19 protein-coding genes, 2 tRNA genes, 2 rRNA genes and 1 pseudogene are annotated in these 25,271 nt (G+C 63.8%); 17 read left to right on the plus strand and 7 right to left on the minus strand.

Translation table 11 applies throughout. From position 1 onward, the window contains the following. The first annotated feature begins 3 nt into the window (after positions 1-3). Entirely contained in the window at positions 4-945 is a 942-nt protein-coding gene (locus tag ABD05_RS34580) for a LysR family transcriptional regulator (protein WP_047904585.1), read from the plus strand. A 269-nt stretch (positions 946-1,214) separates the two neighbouring features. Here the strand turns inward: ABD05_RS34580 and ABD05_RS34585 are convergent, their stop codons facing one another. The 3 genes from ABD05_RS34585 to ABD05_RS34595 form a co-directional block, all read right to left on the minus strand. Continuing rightward, positions 1,215-1,928 carry a dienelactone hydrolase family protein gene (locus tag ABD05_RS34585; RefSeq protein WP_047904586.1) on the minus strand — a complete coding sequence of 238 codons (714 nt, stop codon included), beginning with the start codon at positions 1,926-1,928 and terminating at the stop codon, positions 1,215-1,217. Positions 1,929-2,250: 322 nt separating this feature from the next. Beyond that, a complete protein-coding gene (locus ABD05_RS34590; RefSeq protein ID WP_047904587.1) occupies positions 2,251-2,562 on the minus strand; it encodes a DUF4148 domain-containing protein in 312 nt (103 codons plus the stop codon). A gap of 343 nt (positions 2,563-2,905) precedes the next feature. Next, the gene (locus tag ABD05_RS34595; RefSeq protein WP_047904588.1) at positions 2,906-3,871 is read right to left on the minus strand and encodes a GlxA family transcriptional regulator; all 966 of its coding nucleotides are present in this window, start codon (positions 3,869-3,871) and stop codon (positions 2,906-2,908) included. A 214-nt stretch (positions 3,872-4,085) separates the two neighbouring features. Between ABD05_RS34595 and ABD05_RS34600 the strand changes: the two genes are divergently transcribed. The 3 genes from ABD05_RS34600 to ABD05_RS34610 all read left to right on the plus strand — a co-directional run bounded on the left by ABD05_RS34600 (position 4,086) and on the right by ABD05_RS34610 (position 6,204). Next, positions 4,086-4,727 carry an HD domain-containing protein gene (locus ABD05_RS34600; RefSeq protein ID WP_047904589.1) on the plus strand — a complete coding sequence of 214 codons (642 nt, stop codon included), beginning with the start codon at positions 4,086-4,088 and terminating at the stop codon, positions 4,725-4,727. Positions 4,728-5,272: 545 nt separating this feature from the next. Next, entirely contained in the window at positions 5,273-5,728 is a 456-nt protein-coding gene (gene parS, locus ABD05_RS34605; RefSeq protein WP_031403156.1) for a type II RES/Xre toxin-antitoxin system antitoxin, read from the plus strand. Next, positions 5,725-6,204 (plus strand): RES family NAD+ phosphorylase, encoded by a 480-nt coding sequence (locus ABD05_RS34610; RefSeq protein WP_047904590.1) that lies wholly within the window; start codon positions 5,725-5,727, stop codon positions 6,202-6,204. The genes parS and ABD05_RS34610 overlap by 4 nt, the downstream gene beginning before the upstream one ends. Positions 6,205-6,241: 37 nt before the next feature. Here the strand turns inward: ABD05_RS34610 and ABD05_RS34615 are convergent, their stop codons facing one another. The 3 genes and pseudogenes from ABD05_RS34615 to ABD05_RS39225 all read right to left on the minus strand — a co-directional run bounded on the left by ABD05_RS34615 (position 6,242) and on the right by ABD05_RS39225 (position 7,666). Beyond that, on the minus strand, positions 6,242-7,180 hold the full coding sequence (locus ABD05_RS34615) for a site-specific integrase (protein ID WP_047904744.1): 939 nt from the start codon (positions 7,178-7,180) through the stop codon (positions 6,242-6,244). Positions 7,181-7,263: 83 nt separating this feature from the next. Then, a pseudogene (locus ABD05_RS34620) lies at positions 7,264-7,488 on the minus strand (DUF2165 family protein); the annotation flags it as partial. Positions 7,489-7,510: 22 nt separating this feature from the next. Continuing rightward, the gene (locus ABD05_RS39225) at positions 7,511-7,666 is read right to left on the minus strand and encodes a hypothetical protein (RefSeq protein WP_238594206.1); all 156 of its coding nucleotides are present in this window, start codon (positions 7,664-7,666) and stop codon (positions 7,511-7,513) included. A 335-nt stretch (positions 7,667-8,001) separates the two neighbouring features. Between ABD05_RS39225 and ABD05_RS34625 the strand changes: the two genes are divergently transcribed. The 9 genes from ABD05_RS34625 (at position 8,002) to ABD05_RS34665 (ending at position 18,932) form a co-directional block, all read left to right on the plus strand. Beyond that, on the plus strand, positions 8,002-9,987 hold the full coding sequence (locus tag ABD05_RS34625; protein ID WP_047904591.1) for a gamma-glutamyltransferase family protein: 1,986 nt from the start codon (positions 8,002-8,004) through the stop codon (positions 9,985-9,987). Positions 9,988-10,066: 79 nt separating this feature from the next. Further along, a complete protein-coding gene (locus tag ABD05_RS34630) occupies positions 10,067-10,435 on the plus strand; it encodes a hypothetical protein (RefSeq protein WP_047904592.1) in 369 nt (122 codons plus the stop codon). 311 nt (positions 10,436-10,746) lie between these two features. Continuing rightward, complete coding sequence (locus ABD05_RS34635; protein ID WP_047904593.1) at positions 10,747-11,289, plus strand: hypothetical protein; 543 nt, start codon at positions 10,747-10,749, stop codon at positions 11,287-11,289. A gap of 378 nt (positions 11,290-11,667) precedes the next feature. Next, complete coding sequence (locus tag ABD05_RS34640; RefSeq protein WP_047904594.1) at positions 11,668-12,447, plus strand: hypothetical protein; 780 nt, start codon at positions 11,668-11,670, stop codon at positions 12,445-12,447. A 153-nt stretch (positions 12,448-12,600) separates the two neighbouring features. After that, positions 12,601-12,900 carry a CbrC family protein gene (locus ABD05_RS39390; RefSeq protein ID WP_274521918.1) on the plus strand — a complete coding sequence of 100 codons (300 nt, stop codon included), beginning with the start codon at positions 12,601-12,603 and terminating at the stop codon, positions 12,898-12,900. Then, positions 12,866-14,116, plus strand: coding sequence for a metallophosphoesterase family protein (locus ABD05_RS34650; protein WP_047904596.1), 1,251 nt, complete (start codon positions 12,866-12,868; stop codon positions 14,114-14,116). The genes ABD05_RS39390 and ABD05_RS34650 overlap by 35 nt, the downstream gene beginning before the upstream one ends. Before the next feature lie 3 nt (positions 14,117-14,119). Then, entirely contained in the window at positions 14,120-17,590 is a 3,471-nt protein-coding gene (locus tag ABD05_RS34655) for a YhaN family protein (RefSeq protein ID WP_047904597.1), read from the plus strand. Positions 17,591-17,711: 121 nt separating this feature from the next. Beyond that, on the plus strand, positions 17,712-18,236 hold the full coding sequence (locus ABD05_RS34660) for an HD domain-containing protein (RefSeq protein WP_047904598.1): 525 nt from the start codon (positions 17,712-17,714) through the stop codon (positions 18,234-18,236). 9 nt (positions 18,237-18,245) lie between these two features. After that, positions 18,246-18,932: a DUF429 domain-containing protein gene (locus ABD05_RS34665; RefSeq protein WP_047904599.1), complete on the plus strand. Its 687-nt coding sequence runs from the start codon at positions 18,246-18,248 to the stop codon at positions 18,930-18,932. Between the two features lie 174 nt (positions 18,933-19,106). Here ABD05_RS34665 and ABD05_RS34670 read toward each other — a convergent pair whose 3' ends face one another. Continuing rightward, positions 19,107-19,544, minus strand: a complete 438-nt coding sequence (locus ABD05_RS34670) for an ATPase (RefSeq protein WP_167347870.1) — start codon at positions 19,542-19,544, stop codon at positions 19,107-19,109. 698 nt (positions 19,545-20,242) lie between these two features. On the opposite strand from ABD05_RS34670, the gene ABD05_RS34675 reads away from it, so the two are divergent. The 4 genes from ABD05_RS34675 to ABD05_RS34690 all read left to right on the plus strand — a co-directional run bounded on the left by ABD05_RS34675 (position 20,243) and on the right by ABD05_RS34690 (position 25,216). After that, positions 20,243-21,775: ribosomal RNA gene (locus ABD05_RS34675) — 16S ribosomal RNA — on the plus strand. Between the two features lie 62 nt (positions 21,776-21,837). Beyond that, a tRNA-Ile gene (locus tag ABD05_RS34680) sits at positions 21,838-21,914 on the plus strand. A gap of 42 nt (positions 21,915-21,956) precedes the next feature. Beyond that, a tRNA-Ala gene (locus tag ABD05_RS34685) sits at positions 21,957-22,032 on the plus strand. Between the two features lie 302 nt (positions 22,033-22,334). Next, positions 22,335-25,216: ribosomal RNA gene (locus ABD05_RS34690) — 23S ribosomal RNA — on the plus strand. The 16S and 23S rRNA genes sit together here with 2 tRNA genes alongside, the layout of an rRNA operon. The last annotated feature ends 55 nt before the right edge of the window (positions 25,217-25,271 follow it).

Here is a 25,271-nt window from a genome sequence, read left to right on the forward strand (position 1 = left end):
TCGATGGACACGTTACAGATGATGCGCATTTTCGTCCGGGTCGCGGAGGAGGGCAGCTTCACGAGCGCGGCCCAGCGCCTGGACATCACGACGGCGTACGCATCGCGTTCGGTCGCGCAGCTCGAAACGCATCTGCGCACGCGCCTGCTCAACCGCAGCACGCGCCGCATCGCGCTGACCGACGCCGGGCAGCGCTATCTCGATCGTTGCCAGCGCATCCTCGGGTATATCGACGAAGCGGAAGCCGAGGCAGCGGACGCACAGGCGAAGCCGTCCGGACGGCTGCATGTTCACGCGACGACGAGTTTCGGCCAGGCCTATGTGTTGCCCGCGGTCGTGCGCTATCGTCAGCGTTATCCGTCGGTCGCGGTCGAGCTGACGCTGTCGCAGCACGTGCCCGACATCATCGACGAAGGCTACGATGTATCGCTGCAGTTGAGCACGACGGAACTGCCCGATTCCGGGCTCGTGTCGCAGCGGCTCGGCGACGTGCACAGCGTACTGTGCGCGTCGCCCGCGTATCTGAAGGAGCGCGGCACGCCACGCACGGTGCGCGAGCTCGAAGGGCATGCATGCCTGCAGATGGTCACTTCGGTGTTCCCGCGCGATCGCTGGCATCTCGACGGCCCGGACGGCCACGAGACATTCGACCTGCCGTTGCCCGATTTCCAGGTGAACATCGCCGATGCGCTGGGCGGTGCATTGCGTGCCGGCCTCGGGATCGGCTCGCTGCCGATGTCGTCCGCACTGCCCGCGCTCGCGAGCGGTGCGCTGGTGCGCGTGCTGCCCGAATACCGGTTGCAGAAGCTGACGGTCTACACGCTGTACGCGTCGCGTCAGTACCTCGATGCGAAGATCCGTACGTTCGTTGATTTCCTGCGCGAATGCGTGCCCGAAATGCTGGCCGCCGACGAGGCCGCGCTGAACGCATCCTGCAAATCCTGAGGCAGCACGGGCGCCGTATGCGTACGGCGCTTTGCTTAGCGAAATAAAATAATCTGCAATCCTGCCTTTTAGGTGCGCGTTGACGACGTGTTCGATATCGGCCCGGGAATCACTCGACGGCGGAACGGCAGCGCGATGTCGTCCGGAATCGGGCACCGGTACGGCCGGCTGCCGCGCCGCTCGCGGCACCCGGAAAACAAAAACGCCACGGAGGAAAGTCCGTGGCGTTTCGCGTTGCGCCGGCTGGTCGCGAGCGCGCCGGCCGCGTATTACTGCGGCTTCGCCCAGAGCGTGCGGCCGAAGAACGTCAGCGTGCGATCCCACGCGATTTGCGACCACACCGGATCGAACTGCGTGCCGGAGATGCGGCCGGGGCCGACGGCCGTTTCGTTCGCGAATGCGTGATGCGCGAGATAGCGATGGAATTCGACACCGACCTTCGCATCGGTCAGCTTCTTTTCCAGCGCGTTGACCTGGTCGATCGCGAAGAATGCATCCTGCGTGGCCCAGTGGCCCATCAGCGGCACCTTGAGCTTCGCCGGATCGAGGTAGTCGAGCGGCGGGAAGCCGTACCACGTGACGCCCGCGTCCGCATCGGCGAACTGCAGCGACAGCAGCGTCAGCGCACCGCCCATGCAGAAGCCCGTCACCGCGACGCGCGGCGCCAGCGTCTTCAGGTACGTGACGGCGCCGGGAATGTCCTGCGATGCGGCGTCGCCGAAATCGAGGCCGGTCATCAGGTGGTGTGCCTCTTCTTCCTCGACCGTCGACTTGCCGCGATACAGGTCGGGCACGAGCGCGAAGTAGCCGCAGCGCGCGAGGCGATCCGCGACGCCGCGGATCTGGTCGTTCAGCCCCCACCATTCCTGGATGACGACGACCGCGGGCGCGCCTTCGGTCTTTTCCGGCCTGGCGAGATAGCCCTGCAGTTCCTGGCCGTCCGGGCGGCGAAACGTGATCATGGAACCGGATGCTTGAGACATGAAACCGCTCCTTTTCGAAAAATGCGATGAGTGCGGCATCGGGCCGGCCAGCGGGGGCGGCGACGATCCGGCATGCCGGGCGTCGTGGTTCCGCTCGCGTTCGTTTCGGCCGACGTCGACCACGCGGCCATTCTATGCGCAAACGCCGGCTGCCTGCGTGAACGGCACCGCGCAGCGCGCGATCGGCAGGTGCGCGTCGATCGACGGTCGCGATCCGGTCACGGAGAGGATCGCCGTAAAACGAACACCCCGCCCCCGATGAACGGGAGCGGGGCGTTTCGTTTGCCGCGCGCGGATCGGAATGCGCGCGTGTGCGTCCGGCTTACTGGCCGAAGTACACGGAGTCGCGGCCGTCCTGCCTGACTGCGATCGTACGGCCGGCACGCACGCCGGCCGCGGATTGTGCGCCGTAACCGGCTTCATCGGCGTTCGTCACGCGGGCCTGTGCCGTCTGCAGCGCGCGCGGGTAGTACTGATCGGAGACTTCGGGCTTGTAGCCGGCCTGTTCGAGCTGGACGAGCTCCGCGCGCACCTGGGCACGCGTCAACTGACCCGACGGGTTCGATTGTGCGAATGCGCCGTACGACGCGGACAGGGCGGTTGCGGCGACGACAGCGTAGATGAACGACTTCATGATGACCTCCGGTTTCGTTGATTTCGCGCTTCGCTTGTTGCGTTCAGCGGTTGATTGCATCGTAGCGATCGCGTTACCGGTCGGAAATACGCGTTCCAGCGAATAATTATTGCAACTGGGTAAACGATCCGCGCGGATTGACGATTTGGTCTGGTGATTGTCGGCGTGCCGGATGGCCGGACAGCCATGTCGGCTCACGCTGCATGGGGACGCCAGGTGCAGCCGTTCCGGCCTCGATGTGGTCGATCGGCCGGCGGTCGCGCGACGATCAATTGAATCGTATTCCGAAGTATTTGAACGGGATTGTCGGCATCGCTCGTGCGGCATCGCGCATGCCACCGCGTCACTCGGCCAGGACTGCCTGCCGCTTCCGGTATTCGGCGGGCGTGATCCCGACGTGCCGCGTGAACGACCGCCTGAGCGTATCGACGTTCGCGAAGCCGCATTTCGCGGCGACCTGTTTCGGCGTGTCGTGTCCGTTCTCGAGCAAGTGGCGGGCCGCCGAGATGCGGGTCGCTTCGACCCACGCGGCCGGCGTCATGCCGACTTCCGCGCGGAACAGCCGCGCGAAGTGGCGCGGGCTCATGCCCGCATGCTTCGCCATGTCGGCCACCGAGTGTTCGAGTTCCGGATTCGCCGCGATCCAGCGCTGGACTTCCTGCAGCACCGAACGTCCGGCGGGGCGCGCCTCGCCCTTGCGGCTGAACTGGAGTTGCCCGCCCGGGCGCTTGAAGAACATCACCAGTTGCGCGGCGACGCGCCGCGCGATCTCGCGGCCGAGATCTTCCTCGACCAGCGCCAGCGCGAGATCGAGCCCGGCCGTGACGCCGGCGCCGGTGCGCAGTTTGCCGTCGCGTACATACAGCGCGTCCGCATCGACGGCGAGCGACGGATAGGCTTCGGCCAGCGCGTCGGCGGCGGCCCAGTGCGTGGTCAGGCGACGCCCTTTCAGCAGGCCGGTGGCCGCGAGGATGAACGCACCGGTGCAGATCGAGCCGTAGCGCTTGCTTTGCACGGCGGCCGACCGCAGCCATGCGAGGACGTCGGTGCGCAGCGCGATCCGGCCGGCGTTCGGTGCGCCGGCAACCAGCAGCGTGTCGATGTGCTCCGGGATCTTGGGAACGATCCAGTCGGGCAGCAGTTGCGCGCCGGATGAACAGCGGATCGGACCGGACTCGCTTGCGATGATCCGCAACGTGTAGAACGGCTTACCGTATTCGGCGTTCGCTTGCGCGAAGACGTCGAGCGGCGCGGAGACATCGAGCAGCTGGACGCCCGGTACGGCGAAAATACCAATGACCTTCGGCATGATCGATTGCGTGTCGTGTCGAACGTGACGCGTAGCAGTATAGAGGCGCCAGTGGCACATGGAGCGGGGCGGCCGGGCATATTTCCGGCGCCTTTCCATCGCGCACGCATCATGTCCGTCCGTCGCGCAAAATGGCAGGATTTGACGTGACACGTCTATTGAAGACAGCTATCGGGCTCCGGAGAATCGAGGGTGTTTCCAATGGAGGTCGATCATGACTGAGAACGTTGCAGGCATCGCCATTCCCGATAGCCAACTGACGCGCGAGATCACCGAACTCGTTCGCGATACCGCGTCTCCGCTGCTGTTCCATCATTCCAGCCGCGTCTACTATTTCGCGGCGCTTGCGGGCCGGCGTCGCGGGCTCAAATACGATCCCGAACTGCTCTACTGCGGCTGCATGTTTCACGACATGGGGCTCACGCACAAGCACAGCAGCGCATGCGAGCGCTTCGAAGTGGATGGTGCCAACGCGGCTCGCGATTTTCTGAAGGGCAAGGGCATCACGCAGCAGGATATCGATGTCGTGTGGACCTCGATCGCGCTGCATACCACGCCGGGGATCCCGCAGCACATGCATCCGGTGATCGCGCTCGTCACCGCGGGTGTCGAGATGGACGTGCTGGGGCTGACGTATCCGGAATACAGCGACGTTGAGCGCGAGGCTGTCGTCCGTGCGCATCCGCGTACGCCGCACTTCAAGGAAGACATCATCCAGGCGTTCTACGACGGGATCAAGCACAAGCCGGACACGACGTTCGGCAACGTGAAGGCCGACGTGTTCGCGGACAAGGATCCGCATTTCCACGCGGGCAATTTCTGCAGCGTGATCCGCTCGTCCGCGTGGGCCGGCTGATCGCCGTCGGTATGGCGTACGATCCCTGGCGCTGGCGCGGCTGGCTGCGGAGGCGAAGTAAGTGGGGCGGCCCGGCGACGCGGCACAGACCGCCTTGCCGACGGCAAGGTACCCGCATATGGGGGCGGGTCGTTGGGCACCCGGAATCGGGTGGTGTCGCTGGTGCGATTCCGGGCGCATCGACGCCTGGAGACGGTACCGTCGAAAGCGGAACGGGCGTGTAGCGGCCACGCTCCGGCGAAACGTGCTCGAGAATGCTTCGCGAACACCGCCGCGGGCAGAAGCGACTTAAATCAGTAGAAGAGTTGTTACGTGACAATCGCAAGAAGCTTTCCCGGACTTTATATACTGAACAATCGCACCCCCTCACCCAGGCGAATCTTCGATTCGCGACCACCGGAATCTGCTGCCAGACAGGTGGGTCACGTCCGCTGCATCCTTTGCCGACACCTTGGCGGAAAGGCCACAGACGCTCCCCCAACCCCGCTCCCGCAAATCTCCGGCAAAACGCCTATAATGATTGGGCAAATTGCCGGAGAGAGGTCATGAGCACCATTGCTTTCCATCCTTCGGGCGTCGCGCATCCGCGTCAGGCCGAATTCACGATTCTCGAGCAGCTGCTGGCGATCCGTGTCCGATCGGGCGCTGATCTTGCCGAGCTGGCGAGCGCACGCGTCGACGTTTCGGTGATCGACCGGTTGTCGGAGCGCGGGCTGAAATCGGACGAGCTGGCCTTCATCATCCCGCGTCGCACGCTGAGCCATCGTCGCCAGGCGCACGAACGCCTGTCGCCGGAGGAATCCGACAAGGCGATCCGCCTCGCGCGCATCGTCGCGCAGGCGACGGCCACGTTCGGCGACCAGGACAAGGCGATGGCGTGGCTGCGCAACGGGCTCCAGCGCTTCGGCGGTCGCACGTCGCTCGACATGGCGAGCACCGAGCATGGCGCGCGGCTCGTCGAAGAGGTCCTCACGCAGATCGACGAGGGGTACTTCGCTTGACGACGCTGTGGCGGATCAGCAATTACGCCGACCTGAAAGGCATCGGCGGGTTGCGCGCCGGCGGGCGCTGGCATTTTGCCGGACAGCCCGTCGTGTATCTCGCCGAGCATCCGGCGCTCGCGCTGCTCGAAACGCTCGTGCATTTCGAAATCGCTACCGTCGCGCAATTGCCGAGCGGATACCAGTTGCTTCGTATCGAGGTACCGGAATCGGTCGACGTCGCCGAAATCGCGGAAGGCGACGCGCCGGACGACTGGCGAACGAACGTCGACTGGACCCGCAGCGCCGGCACCGAGTGGCTGCAAACGCAGCCGAGCGCGCTGCTGCGCGTCCCGAGCGTCGTCGTGCCGCACGCGCACAACTTCCTGCTGAATCCATTGCATCCCGTCGCGTCCGAGGTCCGCGTCGCGGAAGTCATGCAATCGCCGTACGACACCCGGATTCTGCGGCTGATCGAGTCGAAGCCGGGCGAATAGGGAACAACAAGGAACAGGGCCCGTGCCGTGAACTCGTTCAACGCTCGTGTGCGGCGCGATCCGCGGCCGCATCGGACGGGAGTGTCTGCCGGATGCGCGTAACCGTTCGCGTACTGACGAGACCGAGCATGGCGCTGACATCGGCGTGCGCGTGGCCGGCGAGCAACTGGCGGCGCGCATACGTGTTGCGCAGCACACGCGGGCTCATGTCCGCTGCGTGGAAACCGATCGAGGTCAGCGCGTCGCGCACCACGAGCAGCAGAAACATGTCGTTCATCGCGCCACCGCCGCGCGGCGCGGGAAACAGCAGTGTCGATGCCGGTGCGTCTGCCGAGCGCGCGCGCCATGCGGCGAGCGGTGCCAGCGCGAACGCGGCGAGTTCGATCCGGCGTGCCGGCCGCGCGCGATCGCGCGGCACGTACAGCGCCGACGGCAGCGCGTCGAGATCGGGTGCGTCATGCGTCGTCGCGCGAATCTCGGCGGACGTGATGCCGCTCGCGAGCAGCAGCGCGACGATCGCTCGATTCCGGCAGTCGGCCGGCGTGTCGTCCGAGTGCGGTTGCACATGGCGCTGCAGCGCCACGTCGGCATCAGGCGGCAGGTAGCACGGTTCGGGCTCGCCGTCCGGCCACGCGAGATGGCGCGTCGTCCGTCCGGCCGGATGGATCGTCCGCACGCCGGTGTCGACCAGATGCCGGCCCAGCCGGTCGATCAGCTTCGCGTAGCGCACGCGCGTCGACGTGCCGGGCGCGCACGTGCGCTCGAGTTCCGCCAGGAAGGTCGCGACGTGGTCGGGCCCGAACGTGGCCAGCGACACGCGGTGCGCGATCAGATGGCGCAGGAACCGTTCGAACATCGCGACGTGCTGCACGACCGAGCGCGGCGCGAACGGCCGGCGGCCGGCGCCGGTCGCGGCGGTTTCCTGCCACGCGCGAAAGGCGCCGACGGGGTCGTGAATCCAGCGATTCGTATCCATCCACGATTTATAGCCGGACGCGGTGACGCCGGCAATCGTCCCGATGTCCATTCCCACCTGGCCTGTGCAACACAATCGGCGCATCAGTGCGCGGCACGCGTCTCGTCGACGCCGTCGAGCATCGTCAGGGAAACAAGCACGAGCAGCAGCGTGATGAAGAACCGGAACGCATCCGGCACGCCGTTCCATCGCTTCGACATCCACATTCCGAACCAATCGTCGCCTACCGACACGAACCCGACCTGCCACGTGAGGAAGCCGAGCGTCGGGCCGGCGATCGCATACGACCTGGTTGCGCGGAACGCCGCATATCACAGGCTGCCGTTGCCACTACGCGTCGCGTGAAGGTGCCTGCGACGCAGGCATTCCCGCGTGCGTTTGTCCGCTCAGTCGCGCGAGCACGGCGAACGCCAGTTGCGTCGCGATGGCCGCGAGCGTGTACTTGTTGGCGCGCGCGTGCAGGTCGACGCCGGAGAGCAGCCGCATGCTCATCACGCCGATCATCGCGAACGCGACCAGCGCGGTGCCGCCGGCCGCGGCTGCCGGAATTGCCTACGCGAGCCGCGCGAGCGGCGTGGCCTGCGCGGTTTCGACAACGCGCTGACGCGGGTCGAGGACCTTTGCGCGCCGATGCAGTGCAGCAAGTGAACCCTCATGCCGGTTCGTTGACGTTGCGCATGCAACGGTCGACCGAATTGCTTCATTTCCTTATTGCGGAAAAAAATTTGTTCATGGGACTATCGAACGCGTTGTCCGCGCACCGAGGGGGTCGCAGGCAGCGTGATGTCCATCGCAACGACCTACAAGAACATCGACAGACAATGAACAGAACAGCGATTTTCCCGTATGCATCCGCGTTGCTCGCGGCCGCCCTGCTGACGGCATGCGGCGGCGACGTCGAGACCGAAGCGGGCCGCACGCCGACACCTTCGACCGATACGAGCTGCCTCGCGGTCGACAACAGCGGCGCGACGGTCGTGGTGGGCTCGAACCAGCCGGGCGATCCGTCGCTGCCGGAAGCGTCGTCGGGCTATCGCACCGGAATGAAGCCGGTCCATGCGAAGACCTATCTGGTGGCGACGTCCAACGCATACGCGAGCGCGGCCGGCTGCGCGGTGCTGAAGAAAGGCGGCACGGCCGCCGACGCGGCGGTCGCCGTGCAGGCCGTGCTCGGCCTGACGGTGCCCGAGGCGACGGGCCTCGGGTCGGGCGGCGTGCTGCTCTACTACGATGCGCGCGGCAAGACGCTGCAGGCGTACGACGGCCGGGAAGCCGCGCCGGCCGCCGCGACGGAGAATTACCTGCGCTACGTCGACGACACGACCGACCATTCGGCGCCGTTGCCGAACGCACGCGCCAGCGGCCGCTCGATCGGCACGATCGGCGTGCCGCGGCTCATCGAGGCACTGCAGCAGGATCACGGCCGCTTGCCGTGGCAGAACCTGTTCGGCGATGCGATCACGCTTGCGACCAACGGCTTCCCGATCGGCGGCCGGCTCGCCGACGCGATCGCGGCGAATGCCGCGAACCTGAAGCGCGACCCCGAGGCAGCCGCGTATTTCCTGAATGCCGACGGCTCGCCGAAGACGCTCGGCACCGTACTGAAGAACCCCGCGTACGCGCACACGCTGACGCTGATGGCGCAGTCGGGTGCGAACGCGCTGTACACCGGGCAAATCGCGCAGGACATCGTCGCGAAGATCGCGACGACGAAGGGCGCGGACGGCTCGACGCTCACGCCGGGCAAGACGACCGTCGCGGATCTCGCCGCGTATCAGGCGAAGCGCCGCGCCCCCGTGTGCACGACCTATCGCAGCTACTGGGTATGCGGGATGCCGCCGCCGTCGTCGGGCGGCATCGCGGTCGCATCGGCGCTCGGCATTCTCGAGAACTTCGACCTGAAGTCGCTGAAGCCGACGGCGATCGATCTCGAAGGCGGCAAGCCGACCGTCGCGGGCGTGCACCTCGTCACCGAGGCCGAACGGCTCGCGTATGCCGACCGCGACAAGTACGTGGCCGATACGGATTTCGTGCCGTTGCCGGGCGGCACGTGGGACACGCTGCTGAACAAGCCGTACCTGAAATCGCGCGCAGCGCTGATCGATACGACCAAGACCATGGGCACCGCGCAGCCCGGCAATCTCGGCGCGGTGCCGCTCGGTGTCGACACGACGCTGATCGAGCACGGCACGAACCAGTTCACGATCGTCGACGGCGACGGTAACGTGCTGAGCGCGACGACGACGGTCGAGTCGAGCATGGGCTCGTTCCACATGACCAACGGCTTCCTGCTGAACAACCAGCTGACCGACTTTTCCGCGAACCCGGTCGACAGCGCCGGCAATCCGGTGGCCAACCGCCTGCAGCCGGGCAAGCGGCCGCGCAGCTCGATGGCGCCGACGATCGTGTTCGGGCAGGCCGCTGACGGTTCGCGTGGCGATTTCGTGATGGCGACCGGGTCGCCGGGCGGCGGCACGATTCCGCAATATGTGGTCAAGACGCTGGTCGGCGCGCTCGACTGGGGGCTCGATGCGCAGCAGTCCGCGGGGCTCGTCGACTTCGGCGCGAGCAACAACCCGACGACCACGATCGGCGGCGAGCATCCGAATGTCAATGCGGCCAATAACGGTGCGAACGATCCGCTGATCACGGGCCTGCTCGCACTTGGGCACAAGGTGTCGACGTCCGCGCAGGCGAGCGGCGTCAACACCGTGATGCGCGTGACGGTCGGCCAGTCGCCCGCGTTGCAGGGCGGCACCGATCCGCGTCGCGAAGGCGTGGTGCTCGGCGATACGTTCCGGCCGTAACCGGTCGGAACGCGCACGGCCCCGATCTGCCTGTGTCTACCAACAGGCGATCGGGGCCGTGTTTCTCGAAGGGGCTGCAATGACGAACGCACACCTGCTTGAAATGGACGCAGTCCTGTCGGCGCCGGGCTTCTTCGATTTCCTCGGCGACGTCGATTGCGACCGCGCGCTGGACAGTCGCGATGCCGAGCCGTTCGATGCGCAGTGGATGGCAGCATTCGACGCAATCGACGGCGATCCGGGTACGGCGATCGACAGGCCGGCAGTGGACGCATTGCGGGAAAAGGCGTTCAAGCTCGCCTTCGGCGCATCGGGCAACGCCGACGTGGCGGCGTGCGTGTCCGACGACATCGAACTGATCGCGAGGAGTCGTCTGTCGGGCCGCACCGACGACTGGCCGACACAGATGCTTTGGGATGCTTATAAAAACGGCCGGTTTCCCTGCTAGTCGTTTCGTCTGGATGGTTTACCGATGCGTGGCAATAGGACGAATCTTGATCGCGGGACGACCCGCGCCGCACGCCACCGGGTTCGCGCCTGATCGCCGGCAAATTCGCCATCCGTCCCGTCGCAAGCCCCGATTGTCAAACAGTGTGAGTCAATCGTCAGCATTTGCAACGGAAGTAACAGTCCCCGCAAATCGATCGTTTTGCCCGTCGACGCCGCTACATTAGCTCCACCTGCCGCACTTCGCGGTGAGGCATGCGACAAGCCGCACGAAGGCGGCCCGCAGCAACAACGTCTTTGGGGAGAATGACCATGAACAAGATTCGTACGATTCTGCTGGGTGCCGCACTGACGGCGATGGCGACGTCGGCTGCTTTCGCACAGACGGCCCAGACCGGTGCCGAGGGTTCCGCAGGCGTCGGCGCACAGGTCCAGACGCCGCTGCTCGGCGGCGGCGTGGGCGTGCAGGCAGGCGCCGGCGCGAATGCGGCAGGCTCGGGTTCGGGCGCGGGCAACCTCGTCGGCGGCGCGCTGAACGGCGTCGGCAAGACGGTCGGCAGCGTCGGCTCGGCAGCCGGCAATGCGGTGGGCGGCGCGACCCAGGCGGTGGGCTCGGCAGCGGGCACGGCGAAGGATGCCGCGGCATCGGCCGTACACTCGACGAAGTCGCACGTGAAGCACGTCGCAGGCACGGCGAAGAGCCACGCGCAAGGCGCGGTGTCGACGGCGGGTGACGTCGCGGGCAGCGCGAAGGCGAAGGCCGGCGAAGCGCTTGAAGGCGCGACGAACTCGGTGCAGGGCGGCGCATCGGTCGGCCTGAAGGGTTCGGCGTCGGCGCAAGGCGGCGCGCTGTAAGCAGCACGCATCCCGTCACGGCCCGGCCCGCTTCGAAGCGGGCCGGGCCGTTTTGTTTTCGGCGCGCACGGCGCGTCGTTCGACATTCCTCGAAATGCAGTGATGCATCGAAGTTCGTCGAGAATCCGACGACGCGATGGGCACGTTCGCGCGACCGGATGCCCCGGGCACGAGCCTGCGGCAAGCGACGCGCGCGGCCCCTGCCCATTGCCCGCCGGCCATGCTTAAATAGCGGGGCTCCCGGTTGCCGGGCCGCCGCGATGGCAGCGCCGGCCGACGCGGGCAAGCATGTCCGATCGACATCGTGACGACAGACGAAACCAAAACGCCGTTCCGGCCGGCCCGGCGCGGTCCGATAACATTCCGAGGCATCACGTCATGACTATCCTGTTCCGCCTTCTCGCGCTCGCCTGCGCGCTCTGGCTGGCTGCCTGTGCGGCGCCGCCCCCGCCGTCAGGCAGTATCGGCGCGTCTGCGGCTGCACCGCAGGCTCCGGACGCCAGCGAACGCCGCGGGCTCGGCACCGCGTGGGGCGAGTCGGTGCGATCCGAAACCCGCAATGTCGAATTCGAACGTGCGGATCCGGCGAAGCCGACGGATCTCGCGTCGGTCTACTACAACGACGCGCTGCCCGGACATCTTCCCGCATCCCAGGTGCGCCGACTGCCGACCCGCGTCGCGCTCGCGAACGGCGACATCGCACTGTCGTTTACGGACGAGAAGGGTGCGCCGCTGCGCCTTGCGCGCAGCAACGGCCGCTGGCACATGGCGGGCGTCGAGGGTTCGCGCTACATGATCGTGCTGCGCAACCAGGGGCGCCGCACGTTCGAAGTCGTGTCGACCGTCGACGGGCTCGACGTGCTGTCGGGGCGGCCGGGCAGTTATACGAACGGCGGTTACGTGCTGTATCCGGGCCGTACGCTGACGATCGAAGGCTTCCGCAAGAGCCGCGACGAAGTCGCCGCGTTTCGCTTCGCGGCGGTGCCGGACAGCTATGTCGCGAACTCGAAGTTCGGCGATGCCGCGAACGTCGGCGTGATCGGCGTTGCGCTGTTCGCGCAGAAGGAGAATGACGAGGAAGCGCTGCGCCGCAACGCGAATCCGTTCCCCGGCAATGACAACGGCTTTGCGCCGCCGCCCGTGCCGCGCGGCGAGTGACGGTACGCGGCGGATCGGCCGCGTTCGTCGCGATGAACGACGCACGCGGCGCGATCCGGAAACGGTATCGCCCGGGCGGCATGCCGGCGCATACGACGAACCCCACGAATGGCGGCGCAACACATCGCGTCTATCGTTTCGTGAACGGCACGTTTGCCGAAGTCGAGGTTCCGCGGTAATACAGTCGCGCCACGGCACAATGGCCGTTCGAATTCGCATCGCGTACTTCCCCCCCCATCCGGACCGACGAAGATCACCAAGTCGTTACCCGCTTTCAGGTACCATCCCGACCCGCTGGCAACCGGCAGCGTGATCCGGTCGGACGCGCGCTGCGTGTGTTGCGGCGATGCGCGCGGCTACGTCTACGCCGGGTCTGCGCAAGCGGCGTCGCCATTCGTCATGAAACTGAGGAATCTTCGTGAAGTTCATCCACGCGGCAGACATTCACCTTGACAGTCCGTTGCACGGCCTGAGCGCGTATCCCGACGCGCCGGCCGCGCAGTTGCGCAACGCGTCGCGCGAGGCGCTGCGGCAACTCGTGGATCGCGCGATCGAAGAGGAAGTCGCGTTCCTCGTGATCGCCGGCGACCTGTACGACGGCGACTGGAAGGATCACAACACCGGCATCTTCTTCGGCCAGCAGATGGGGCGCCTGCGCAAGGCCGGCATTCGTGCGTTCGTCCTCGGCGGCAACCACGATGCCGAAAGCGAGATGACGAAGAAGCTGACGCTGCCCGACAACGTCACCGTGTTCGGCCATCGCAAGCCGGAAACCCACAAGCTGCCGGAATTCGACGTCGCGCTGCATGGGCAGAGCTTCAAGGACAAGGCCGTCGTCGACAATCTCGCGATCGGTTATCCCGACCCGGTGCCCGGGTACTACAACATCGGCGTGCTGCACACGGCGCTCGAAGGCTACGCGGCGCACGCGAACTATGCGCCGTGCACGCTGGCCGAACTGCACGCAAAGGGCTACGACTACTGGGCGCTTGGCCACGTGCATGAATTCCAGCAATGGACGGGGCCATCGACTGTCGTGTTTCCCGGCAACCTGCAGGGGCGCCATATCCGCGAGACGGGCCGCCGCGGCGCGGTGCTCGTGACGGTCGAGCAAGGCCGCACGCAGGTCGAGCGCCTGTATCTCGACGTGCTGCGCTGGGAAACCGTGTCGGTCGACGCATCCGATTGCTTCACGGTCGCCGACCTGTCGAGAAAGATCGGCCAGTCGCTGGAGGCGCTGCTGAACGTCGACGGTCACGTGCCGCGCGCGGTGCGCGTGACGGTCACCGGGCGCACGCCCGCGCATGGGCTCTTTTTCGGCCGCGCGCCACAGTTGCGCGCAGAGGTGCTCAACCAGATCGGCATCATCGGCAACGAGCGGCTGTGGCTGGAGAAGGTCCGGCTCGCGACGTCCGCCGCCGATCATCAGCAGGGCGAGAGCGAGCAACTTGAAGCGCTGGAGGATTTGAAGCAGATCCTGGCCGAAGCCGCGCACGATCCGGATTTCCTCGCGCTGCTCGAACGCGACCTGAAGCCGTTCGTCGGCAAGGTGCGCAGCGATGTAAAGGAGGAAGTGCCGTTGCTGACGATGGCGCGCGCAGGCGAGCTCACTGCGCTGGTCGAGCAGGTCGGTCCCGCGCTGCTCGCGCGACTGGCAAGGGGGGAGTAAGCGATGCGCATCAGCCAGCTCGATCTGATCAGGTACGGCAAGTTCACCGACGAGACGCTGCGGTTCCCGTCGGCCGGCGAGGATTTTCATGTGATCGTGGGGCCGAACGAGGCCGGCAAGTCGACGATCCGCACGGCCGTGTCGGAGCTGCTGTTCGGGATGAAGCTGCAGACGCCGCTCGATTTCCTGCACAGCACGCCTGAACTGCGGATCGGCGGCGTGCTCGAGAGCGGTACGGGCGAGCTCGCGTTCCACCGCGCGCGCGGGCGCACTCCGTTGCGCACGCCTGCCGACGACAAGCTGCCCGACGACTATCTGGCCGCGATCCTCGACGGCGCGACGCGCGAGTTCTTCGAGCAGATGTTCGGGCTCGATCACGGGCGGCTGGTCGACGGCGGCCGGAGCATTCTCGACGCATCCGACAAGCTCGGCCAGGTGCTGTTCGAATCGGCCGCCGGTGTCGGCAGTCTCGGGCCGGTGCGCGAGGAACTCGACGCACGTTCGGGCGAACTCTGGGCGCCGCGTCGTAGCGGCAGCGCGTTCGCGCTGGCCGAAACGTCGTTCAACGAAGCAGTGACCGAACTGAAGACGGTCCAGGTGCGCACGCGCGACTGGGTCGATCGCAAGGACGCGCGCGAAGCGGTCGAACAGCAGATCGAGCACGCGCGCGCGGAGCAGCGCCAGCTCGAAGCGCTGCGCTCGAAGCTCGAACGCGTGCGGCGGCTGGCGCCATACCTGAAGGAGCTGACGGTCAAGGACGCGGCGCTGGCCGAACTCGGTGCGGTCGTCGAGTTGCCGCCGACCGCGTATGCGGATTTATTGAAGGCGCAGGGCGATCTCGCGGCCGAACAGAAGGTGCTCGAGGAACGGCGTACCGACCAGCTCGCGAAACGGCAGGCGCGCGATGCGATCGATGCCGACGCCGACACGCTGGCGCTCGAAGCCGATATCGAAGCGCTCGATCGGCTGCGCGGCGCCTGCATGAATCACGCGCAGGATCTGCTGCTGCTCGGCGCGGACGTCGAGCGGCACCTGTCCGCCGCGTGTTCGGCGGCCGCCCAGCTCGACTGGCCGACAGACGAAGCGACGCTGCGTGCGTCGCTGCCGACGGCGCTGTCGCTGAAGACCGTCGCGAACCTGCTGCGCGAACACGGCGCGCTGCACCAGGCGCTCGCCGGTGCGCGCGAATCGCTCGACGAACGTACGCGCGAGCTTGCGCAGGTGCACGAGCAACGGGCGCGCCTGTCGACCGTCGACGTGCCGGAAGCGCTGCGCGCGGCGCTCGCCGATGCGCAGGGCTTTCGCAACAGCGGCCAGCGCGAACAGGCGCTCGAACACGAAATCGCCGCCGCCGAACGCACGCTGTCCGGCGCGCTCGATGCGCTCGGCCAGTGGCGCATGCCCGTCGACACGCTGCGCGCGCTCGACGTGCCGTCGGCGGCGCGGCTCGGCGCGCTGCTCAAGGACGACAGCGAGCGCGCAAGCGCGGCTGCTGCCGCACGCGACGCGCGGGACGGCGCGCTCGAAGAGCTCGAGCGGCTTGAGCTGCAGGAGAAGCATTTCGCGGAGAACCACAAGGTCGTCACGACCGCCGACGTGCTGGCGGCGCGCGGACGACGCGACGGCGCATGGGGCGACATCCGCAACGGTACTGTTGATCTGGCAACCGGCGCACCGGCGGTCGACGACGCGATTCGCCTGGCCGACGAACTGGTCGATGCGCAACTTGGTGCGACGCAGGCGGCGGCGACGCTGCAATCGCTGCGTCAGCAGGTCGAATCCGCGCGAGCCGGCGTGGCGCGCAGGCAGGCTGCGCTGGACGAGCGCGAACGCGAACTGGCCGCGCACCGCGACGCATGGGCCGAACTTGCGACGACGGCCGCGGTGCCCGGCATGCCGCTGGCGGCGATGGGCGACTGGCTCGCGAAGCGCGACACGGCGTTCGCCGCGCAGGTCGATCTCGATCGTCAGCGCCGCGAATTCGACACGATTCGCGCCGCGCGGGCCGGTGCCGAAGCCGCGTTGCGTTCGGCGCTGCATACGGTGTCGCGAGGCAGCGAGTCGGACGGACTGGCGGCACTCGTCGCCGCCGCCGAGACTTTCGTGCAGTCGGCCGAGAAAGCAATCGCGCAGAAGGACAGCCTCGACGATCGCGCACGGGAAGCCGAACGCGGATGCGCGACGGCGCAGTCGCGGGCCGGCCATGCGCAAGCAGCCTACGATGCGTGGCATGCGCAATGGCGCGACGCGCTGGCCGACGCGAAGCTTTCCGCGAGCGCGGCGACGCTGGCCGCGGCGGAAGGCGCGCTCGGGCTTGCGAATGCGGTGACGGCCGAACTGGCCGATGCCGATGCGCCGCGCAACCGGATCGCCGCGATCCGTGCTGAGCTGGCCGCGCTCGAGGCCGGAGCGCGGCGGCTTGCCGAAGCGCTTGCGCCGGAATGGCTGACGAGCGGCGACTGGCCGGACGTTGCACGCAGGCTGGCGACGCGTCTCGCGGCCGCCAGGGAAATCGCGCGCGCGATCGAGCGTGCCGACGAGGCCGTGCGGCAGGCCGACGGCAAGGTCACGGATGCCGCCGCCGCGGTGGCGGGCGCCGATGCGCGCATTCAACCGCTGCTTCATCTGGCTGGCGTGGCGTCGATCGATGCGGCGCTGCCACTGGCCGAACGCTCGGATCGGCAGCGCCAGCTTCGGCAGGCGGTCGATGCCGCGCACGAGGCGTTGGTGCGCGACGGCGACGGGCTGTCCCGTTCGGCCGTCGAGGCTGAGGTTGCGGAACAGGACATCGCCGACGTGCCGGCGCGTCTGGAGGCTGTGAAGCAGTCGCTGGGCGATGTCGGCAAGCGGCTGAACGAGCTCGCGCAACAGCAGGTCGTGGCCGACCAGGCGTTCGGCGCGATCGACGGTCAGGCGAACGCGGCCGTCGCCGAATCGAAGCGCCAGGAAGCGCTGGCGGCGATGGGCGACGCGGCCGAACAGTATCTGGAGGCGGCCACCGCGAGCCGGTTGCTGAAGTGGGCGACGGACCGCTATCGCGACCAGAAGCAGGGGCCGATGCTCAGACGGGCGGGCGAGATCTTCGCCGTGCTCACGCTGGGCGAGTTCGCGAAGCTGACCGTCGATACCGAACGGACGCCGCCCGCGCTGTATGCACGGCGGACGAAGGGAACGTCGGTCGAGGTCGCCGGGTTGAGCGAAGGGACGCGCGACCAGTTGTTCCTCGCGCTGCGGATCGCGGCGCTGGAGTTGCAGCTCGGCAGCAGGACCGCGCTGCCGTTCGTTGCCGACGACCTGTTCATCAACTTCGACGACGCGCGCGCGAAAGCCGGGCTCGACGCGCTGCGCGATCTGTCGACGCGAACCCAGGTGCTGTTCCTGACACACCACGACCACCTGCTGCCGCTCGTGAAGGACGTATTCGGCGCGCGGGTCAACGTGGTCGAACTGCAGCGCGCGCCGGCCGGCGTGTGATGCGGGGCGCGAAGGGATGCCGATGCGCGGGAAGCGTCATCGCGTGCAGGTAGTATGTGCGGTTCCGAAAGGCACGCGGCCGGTTTTGCCGGTCGCGGGACTGGCCACACGAGGGGGGAACATGAAAAAGCTGGTAGCCGCCATCGCGTTCGCGGCGGACAAGCATCGCAATCAGCGGCGCAAGGACGAAGAAGCGTCGCCGTACATCAATCATCCGATCGCGCTCGCCGACGTGCTGGCCAACGAAGCCGGCGTCGAGGACGAACGCGTGATCGTCGCGGCCGTGCTGCATGACACGGTCGAGGATACGGAGACGACGGAGCAGGAGCTGCTGCGGCTGTTCGGCAAGGACGTCGCGGACATCGTGATGGAGGTGACCGACGACAAGTCGTTGCCGAAGGACGAGCGCAAGCGCCTGCAGGTCGAACATGCGGCGACGATCAGCCGGCGCGCGAAGCTCGTGAAGCTGGCCGACAAGATCTGCAACCTGCGCGATATCGCGCGCCATCCGCCCGCGGACTGGCCGCTCGAGCGCAAGCAGGCGTACTTCGACTGGGCGAAGTCGGTCGTCGATCCGATGCGCGGCGTGCATCCCGGTCTCGAGGCAATTTTCGACGCTGCGTACGACGCACGGCCGGCGGACTGAGGCGCCCGCATGCGATCGGCCCGATCCATCGGATCCGCCGCGCGGCAATCGCCTGTCGTGGCGGGTGTCGACGTCGGGGGCAACAGGAAGCTATGCGATCTCGTGATCCTGCACGGGTCGACGGTCGTCTGTCGCGAACAGCGGGTCGCGCCAGAGGCGTTGCCTGCACTGTGTCTCGCCCATGACGTCGTGGCCGTCGGTGTCGACGCACCGAGCCTGTGGTGGGCGGGTGTCGGACGCCGGGCAGCCGAACAGGCGCTCGCGCGCGAACGGATCTCGTGCTTTCCGACACCGTCGCGGGAGCAGGCCGTTGCGAGCACGTCCGGCTTCTTCGACTGGATGTTCATCGGGGAGCGCGTGTACCGGGCGCTCGCGGACACCTATCCTCTGCTGACCGGCGCGCGCTATGCGGGCGGACGCGCGAGCTTCGAAACCTATCCTTACGCGATTACCTGCGCGATGCTGGGCAAGGCGGTTGCGTCGGCGAAGCAGAAGCGCAACCAGCGCCGGCAATTGCTGGAGCGACTGGGGATCGACGTGTCGACGTTGCAATCCGTCGATGCGCGAGACGCAACCCTGTGCGCGCTGACGGCGCAATACGTCATCGACGGGAACGCGCACGCGTATGGCGATGCGGACGGCGGATATATCCGTGTACCGATCGTGAGCGAGACGATCCTGCTCGACTCACTGTAGTGGCGGCGCGCGGCGATCTCAGGACAGTTGCCACGACAAGGTGAGCTTTTGCGGGAGAGGCGCGTTTTTCCTGACGTCGACGGAGTCAGGCACTGATTGTCGACCGGCAAACATGCGGATGGCGGGCGCACACGACACGAAGCCGGTGCGCCGCGCGATCCCGAGCGGCACTGCTCAATCCTCGAGGATGGATTTCGGCACGCTGGACAGATCGCAGGCTTGCGCCTGGTCGAAGTAGTCTTCCGCATCGTCGATCATCACGACCGCGACGTCGATCAGTTCGTCGAGCCGTTGCAGCAGTGATTCACGCCACTCGATGTCTTCGTCGCGCTCGGGCGTCTTGTCCATCTGCTCGATGATCGAGTCGGCCGTCTGCAGGAAAGGAATCGCCTGCTGATAGTTTTCGATCGAAACCAGCGCCGCATTGCGTGCGCCGATGAGCCGTTCGCGATGTTCGTCCGCGAGTTCGGATTCGCCGCTGATCCGCGGCAATACATCCGAGATGCGTTGCAGAAGTGGCGGGGCCTGTTCTTCGAGCAGGATGGCGCGCTCGCGCAGCGCTGCATATTCGTCGCGAAGATCGGCGTCGCCGGGTTGAGTGGTGCTGTCCATCGTCGATGTGAGTACGTGGTTCGGTCGCGGCATGATACTCGACAGCGCGAGCTCCCTCGTCCGATCCGCAGGAAGGACGGGGTTGCGAAACCCATGAAGGCACGAACGCGCGACGTTGCAGCCGGGCAGTGCGGCATCGCGGTCGGCAACCCGTTGATTTGACGGACCGCGGAACCCGGAGCGCGCCTGGGAAGGGCATGCCGACCGCCTCGCATATATATGAGGAAAGAGAGGCTTTCTCAAAATAATTTCACAAAGGGCTTGCGGAGATGGAGGCGGGTGCTTAGAATCACGCCTCTTTCGCGCTAACGGAAACGCGGCGCGGGAGAGGGGAAGCGAAGTCGGTGGTGTGCAGCAGGTTGGGCGCACGGCTGGCGAAGGAAGATGAACCTCGCAGTCGCAACGAAGCAGTTTAAAAAGTTGTTGACGATCTGCGAAACACGGTTCATAATCTCGCTTCTCTGCTGCTGAAAACGCAGCGCTGCTGAGAAACACGATGTTCCTCGCAGAAATGCTCTTTAAAAATTAACAGCCGATAAGTGTGGGCGCTTGATGGAAGCGAGCTGATCCTCGGATCAGATAGCAAAAGTATCAAGAGTCTCACACTAAAGTAAGTCAGGTTTATGAAGCAATTCATATACCTGTCAGCTTTGAGTGAGCGACCGGTTCTTAACCGAACCGAAAACAGTAACAGGTTTAAACTGAAGAGTTTGATCCTGGCTCAGATTGAACGCTGGCGGCATGCCTTACACATGCAAGTCGAACGGCAGCACGGGTGCTTGCACCTGGTGGCGAGTGGCGAACGGGTGAGTAATACATCGGAACATGTCCTGTAGTGGGGGATAGCCCGGCGAAAGCCGGATTAATACCGCATACGATCTACGGATGAAAGCGGGGGACCTTCGGGCCTCGCGCTATAGGGTTGGCCGATGGCTGATTAGCTAGTTGGTGGGGTAAAGGCCTACCAAGGCGACGATCAGTAGCTGGTCTGAGAGGACGACCAGCCACACTGGGACTGAGACACGGCCCAGACTCCTACGGGAGGCAGCAGTGGGGAATTTTGGACAATGGGCGAAAGCCTGATCCAGCAATGCCGCGTGTGTGAAGAAGGCCTTCGGGTTGTAAAGCACTTTTGTCCGGAAAGAAATCCTTGGTTCTAATATAGCCGGGGGATGACGGTACCGGAAGAATAAGCACCGGCTAACTACGTGCCAGCAGCCGCGGTAATACGTAGGGTGCGAGCGTTAATCGGAATTACTGGGCGTAAAGCGTGCGCAGGCGGTTTGCTAAGACCGATGTGAAATCCCCGGGCTCAACCTGGGAACTGCATTGGTGACTGGCAGGCTAGAGTATGGCAGAGGGGGGTAGAATTCCACGTGTAGCAGTGAAATGCGTAGAGATGTGGAGGAATACCGATGGCGAAGGCAGCCCCCTGGGCCAATACTGACGCTCATGCACGAAAGCGTGGGGAGCAAACAGGATTAGATACCCTGGTAGTCCACGCCCTAAACGATGTCAACTAGTTGTTGGGGATTCATTTCCTTAGTAACGTAGCTAACGCGTGAAGTTGACCGCCTGGGGAGTACGGTCGCAAGATTAAAACTCAAAGGAATTGACGGGGACCCGCACAAGCGGTGGATGATGTGGATTAATTCGATGCAACGCGAAAAACCTTACCTACCCTTGACATGGTCGGAATCCTGCTGAGAGGTGGGAGTGCTCGAAAGAGAACCGATACACAGGTGCTGCATGGCTGTCGTCAGCTCGTGTCGTGAGATGTTGGGTTAAGTCCCGCAACGAGCGCAACCCTTGTCCTTAGTTGCTACGCAAGAGCACTCTAAGGAGACTGCCGGTGACAAACCGGAGGAAGGTGGGGATGACGTCAAGTCCTCATGGCCCTTATGGGTAGGGCTTCACACGTCATACAATGGTCGGAACAGAGGGTTGCCAACCCGCGAGGGGGAGCTAATCCCAGAAAACCGATCGTAGTCCGGATTGCACTCTGCAACTCGAGTGCATGAAGCTGGAATCGCTAGTAATCGCGGATCAGCATGCCGCGGTGAATACGTTCCCGGGTCTTGTACACACCGCCCGTCACACCATGGGAGTGGGTTTTACCAGAAGTGGCTAGTCTAACCGCAAGGAGGACGGTCACCACGGTAGGATTCATGACTGGGGTGAAGTCGTAACAAGGTAGCCGTATCGGAAGGTGCGGCTGGATCACCTCCTTTCCAGAGCTTCTCGCAAAATTGAGCGCTCACGCTTATCGGCTGTAAATTAAAGACAGACTCAGGGGTCTGTAGCTCAGTCGGTTAGAGCACCGTCTTGATAAGGCGGGGGTCGTTGGTTCGAATCCAACCAGACCCACCAATGTCTTGTCTGGCGGTAGTACCTGAGGATATCTGTACTCATGGGGGCATAGCTCAGCTGGGAGAGCACCTGCTTTGCAAGCAGGGGGTCGTCGGTTCGATCCCGTCTGCCTCCACCAATCTTCAATGGGAAGCGTTTGGATCGCACGAAAGTGACGTGTGAGACGAGCATTTGCCATTGGCGATTGAGCCAGTCAGAGTGATACGTAGTATGTATCGGCTGTCGTTCTTTAACAATCTGGAAGAAGTAAGTAATTTGGATAGCGGAAGCGTCTTGAGATGGACGTGAAAACTATCCGGGTTGTGATTGTATCGATGTATCTCAAGATGATTCGAACTCTATGTTTGACTCAATTTTGGAATACGGCACAACGCGAGAACTCAACCTGTAGCGACTGTCGATGAGACAGACTCGTTATAGGGTCAAGCGAACAAGTGCATGTGGTGGATGCCTTGGCGATCACAGGCGATGAAGGACGCAGTAGCCTGCGAAAAGCTACGGGGAGCTGGCAAACGAGCTTTGATCCGTAGATGTCCGAATGGGGAAACCCGGCCCTTTTGGGTCATCCTAGACTGAATACATAGGTCTAGTGAAGCGAACGCGGTGAACTGAAACATCTAAGTAACCGCAGGAAAAGAAATCAACCGAGATTCCCAAAGTAGTGGCGAGCGAAATGGGATGAGCCTTGTACTCTTTATTTGTATTGTTAGCCGAACGCTCTGGAAAGTGCGGCCATAGCAGGTGATAGCCCTGTAGGCGAAAACAGTATGAAAGAACTAAGTGTACGACAAGTAGGGCGGGACACGTGAAATCCTGTCTGAAGATGGGGGGACCATCCTCCAAGGCTAAATACTCGTGATCGACCGATAGTGAACCAGTACCGTGAGGGAAAGGCGAAAAGAACCCCGGGAGGGGAGTGAAATAGATCCTGAAACCGCATGCATACAAACAGTCGGAGCCTCGTAAGGGGTGACGGCGTACCTTTTGTATAATGGGTCAGCGACTTACGTTCAGTAGCAAGCTTAACCGTATAGGGCAGGCGTAGCGAAAGCGAGTCCGAATAGGGCGTTCAGTTGCTGGGCGTAGACCCGAAACCAAGTGATCTATCCATGGCCAGGATGAAGGTGCGGTAACACGTACTGGAGGTCCGAACCCACTAACGTTGAAAAGTTAGGGGATGAGCTGTGGATAGGGGTGAAAGGCTAAACAAACTTGGAAATAGCTGGTTCTCTCCGAAAACTATTTAGGTAGTGCCTCGTGTCTCACCTTCGGGGGTAGAGCACTGTCATGGTTGGGGGGTCTATTGCAGATTACCCCGCCATAGCAAACTCCGAATACCGAAGAGTGCAATCACGGGAGACAGACATCGGGTGCTAACGTCCGGTGTCAAGAGGGAAACAACCCAGACCGCCAGCTAAGGTCCCCAAATATAGCTAAGTGGGAAACGAAGTGGGAAGGCTAAAACAGTCAGGAGGTTGGCTTAGAAGCAGCCACCCTTTAAAGAAAGCGTAATAGCTCACTGATCGAGTCGTCCTGCGCGGAAGATGTAACGGGGCTAAGCTATATACCGAAGCTGCGGATGCGTGCTTTGCACGCATGGTAGGAGAGCGTTCCGTAAGCCTGCGAAGGTGCGTTGAAAAGCGTGCTGGAGGTATCGGAAGTGCGAATGCTGACATGAGTAGCGATAAAGGGGGTGAAAGGCCCCCTCGCCGTAAGCCCAAGGTTTCCTACGCAACGTTCATCGGCGTAGGGTGAGTCGGCCCCTAAGGCGAGGCAGAAATGCGTAGCTGATGGGAAGCAGGTCAATATTCCTGCACCATTGTTAGATGCGATGGGGGGACGGATCGCGGAAGGTTGTCCGGGTGTTGGAAGTCCCGGTCGCTGCATTGGAGAAGGCGCTTAGGCAAATCCGGGCGCGGAATTCAAGGGTGTGGCGCGAGCTCCTTAGGGAGCGAAGCAATTGGAAGTGGTTCCAAGAAAAGCCTCTAAGCTTCAGTCTAACGATGACCGTACCGCAAACCGACACAGGTGGGCGAGATGAGTATTCTAAGGCGCTTGAGAGAACTCGGGAGAAGGAACTCGGCAAATTGGTACCGTAACTTCGGGATAAGGTACGCCCTTGTAGCTTGATGCGCCTGCGCGCAAAGGGTGAAGGGGTTGCAATAAACTGGTGGCTGCGACTGTTTAATAAAAACACAGCACTCTGCAAACACGAAAGTGGACGTATAGGGTGTGACGCCTGCCCGGTGCCGGAAGATTAAATGATGGGGTGCAAGCTCTTGATTGAAGTCCCGGTAAACGGCGGCCGTAACTATAACGGTCCTAAGGTAGCGAAATTCCTTGTCGGGTAAGTTCCGACCTGCACGAATGGCGTAACGATGGCCACACTGTCTCCTCCCGAGACTCAGCGAAGTTGAAGTGTTTGTGATGATGCAATCTACCCGCGGCTAGACGGAAAGACCCCATGAACCTTTACTGTAGCTTTGCATTGGACTTTGAACCGATCTGTGTAGGATAGGTGGGAGGCTATGAAACCGGAACGCTAGTTTCGGTGGAGCCGTCCTTGAAATACCACCCTGGTTTGTTTGAGGTTCTAACCTTGGCCCGTGATCCGGGTCGGGGACAGTGCATGGTAGGCAGTTTGACTGGGGCGGTCTCCTCCCAAAGCGTAACGGAGGAGTACGAAGGTACGCTAGGTACGGTCGGAAATCGTGCTGATAGTGCAATGGCATAAGCGTGCTTAACTGCGAGACCGACAAGTCGAGCAGGTGCGAAAGCAGGTCATAGTGATCCGGTGGTTCTGTATGGAAGGGCCATCGCTCAACGGATAAAAGGTACTCTGGGGATAACAGGCTGATACCGCCCAAGAGTTCATATCGACGGCGGTGTTTGGCACCTCGATGTCGGCTCATCTCATCCTGGGGCTGTAGCCGGTCCCAAGGGTATGGCTGTTCGCCATTTAAAGAGGTACGTGAGCTGGGTTTAAAACGTCGTGAGACAGTTTGGTCCCTATCTGCCGTGGGCGTTGGATATTTGAAGGGGGCTGCTCCTAGTACGAGAGGACCGGAGTGGACGAACCTCTGGTGTACCGGTTGTCACGCCAGTGGCATCGCCGGGTAGCTATGTTCGGAAGAGATAACCGCTGAAAGCATCTAAGCGGGAAACTCGCCTTAAGATGAGATATCCCTGGGGACTAGATCCCCTTGAAGGGTCGTTCGAGACCAGGACGTTGATAGGTCAGGTGTGTAAGCGCAGTAATGCGTTCAGCTAACTGATACTAATTGCCCGTAAGGCTTGATCCTATAACAAGTCTGCCTTGTGTCGATGATCGTTAGTGCTTCAGCACTTACGAGCATC

This window comes from Burkholderia pyrrocinia (assembly GCF_001028665.1).
GTDB lineage: Bacteria > Pseudomonadota > Gammaproteobacteria > Burkholderiales > Burkholderiaceae > Burkholderia > Burkholderia pyrrocinia.

Excerpts from the sequence above, each read along its gene's own strand:
- ABD05_RS34600 (WP_047904589.1), top strand. The coding sequence starts at position 4,086 with ATGACTGAGAACGTTGCAGGCATCGCCATTCCCGATAGCCAACTGACG.
- ABD05_RS34640 (WP_047904594.1), top strand. The coding sequence starts at position 11,668 with ATGACTATCCTGTTCCGCCTTCTCGCGCTCGCCTGCGCGCTCTGGCTG.
- ABD05_RS34635 (WP_047904593.1), top strand. The coding sequence starts at position 10,747 with ATGAACAAGATTCGTACGATTCTGCTGGGTGCCGCACTGACGGCGATG.
- ABD05_RS34665 (WP_047904599.1), top strand. The coding sequence starts at position 18,246 with ATGCGATCGGCCCGATCCATCGGATCCGCCGCGCGGCAATCGCCTGTC.
- ABD05_RS39225 (WP_238594206.1), bottom strand. The coding sequence starts at position 7,666 with ATGCGGCTGCTCTCCGGCGTCGACCTGCACGCGCGCGCCAACAAGTAC.
- ABD05_RS34660 (WP_047904598.1), top strand. The coding sequence starts at position 17,712 with ATGAAAAAGCTGGTAGCCGCCATCGCGTTCGCGGCGGACAAGCATCGC.
- ABD05_RS34670 (WP_167347870.1), bottom strand. The coding sequence starts at position 19,544 with ATGGACAGCACCACTCAACCCGGCGACGCCGATCTTCGCGACGAATAT.
- ABD05_RS34585 (WP_047904586.1), bottom strand. The coding sequence starts at position 1,928 with ATGTCTCAAGCATCCGGTTCCATGATCACGTTTCGCCGCCCGGACGGC.
- ABD05_RS34625 (WP_047904591.1), top strand. The coding sequence starts at position 8,002 with ATGAACAGAACAGCGATTTTCCCGTATGCATCCGCGTTGCTCGCGGCC.
- parS (WP_031403156.1), top strand. The coding sequence starts at position 5,273 with ATGAGCACCATTGCTTTCCATCCTTCGGGCGTCGCGCATCCGCGTCAG.
- ABD05_RS34615 (WP_047904744.1), bottom strand. The coding sequence starts at position 7,180 with ATGGATACGAATCGCTGGATTCACGACCCCGTCGGCGCCTTTCGCGCG.
- ABD05_RS34580 (WP_047904585.1), top strand. The coding sequence starts at position 4 with ATGGACACGTTACAGATGATGCGCATTTTCGTCCGGGTCGCGGAGGAG.
- ABD05_RS34630 (WP_047904592.1), top strand. The coding sequence starts at position 10,067 with ATGACGAACGCACACCTGCTTGAAATGGACGCAGTCCTGTCGGCGCCG.
- ABD05_RS34590 (WP_047904587.1), bottom strand. The coding sequence starts at position 2,562 with ATGAAGTCGTTCATCTACGCTGTCGTCGCCGCAACCGCCCTGTCCGCG.
- ABD05_RS34595 (WP_047904588.1), bottom strand. The coding sequence starts at position 3,871 with ATGCCGAAGGTCATTGGTATTTTCGCCGTACCGGGCGTCCAGCTGCTC.
- ABD05_RS34655 (WP_047904597.1), top strand. The coding sequence starts at position 14,120 with ATGCGCATCAGCCAGCTCGATCTGATCAGGTACGGCAAGTTCACCGAC.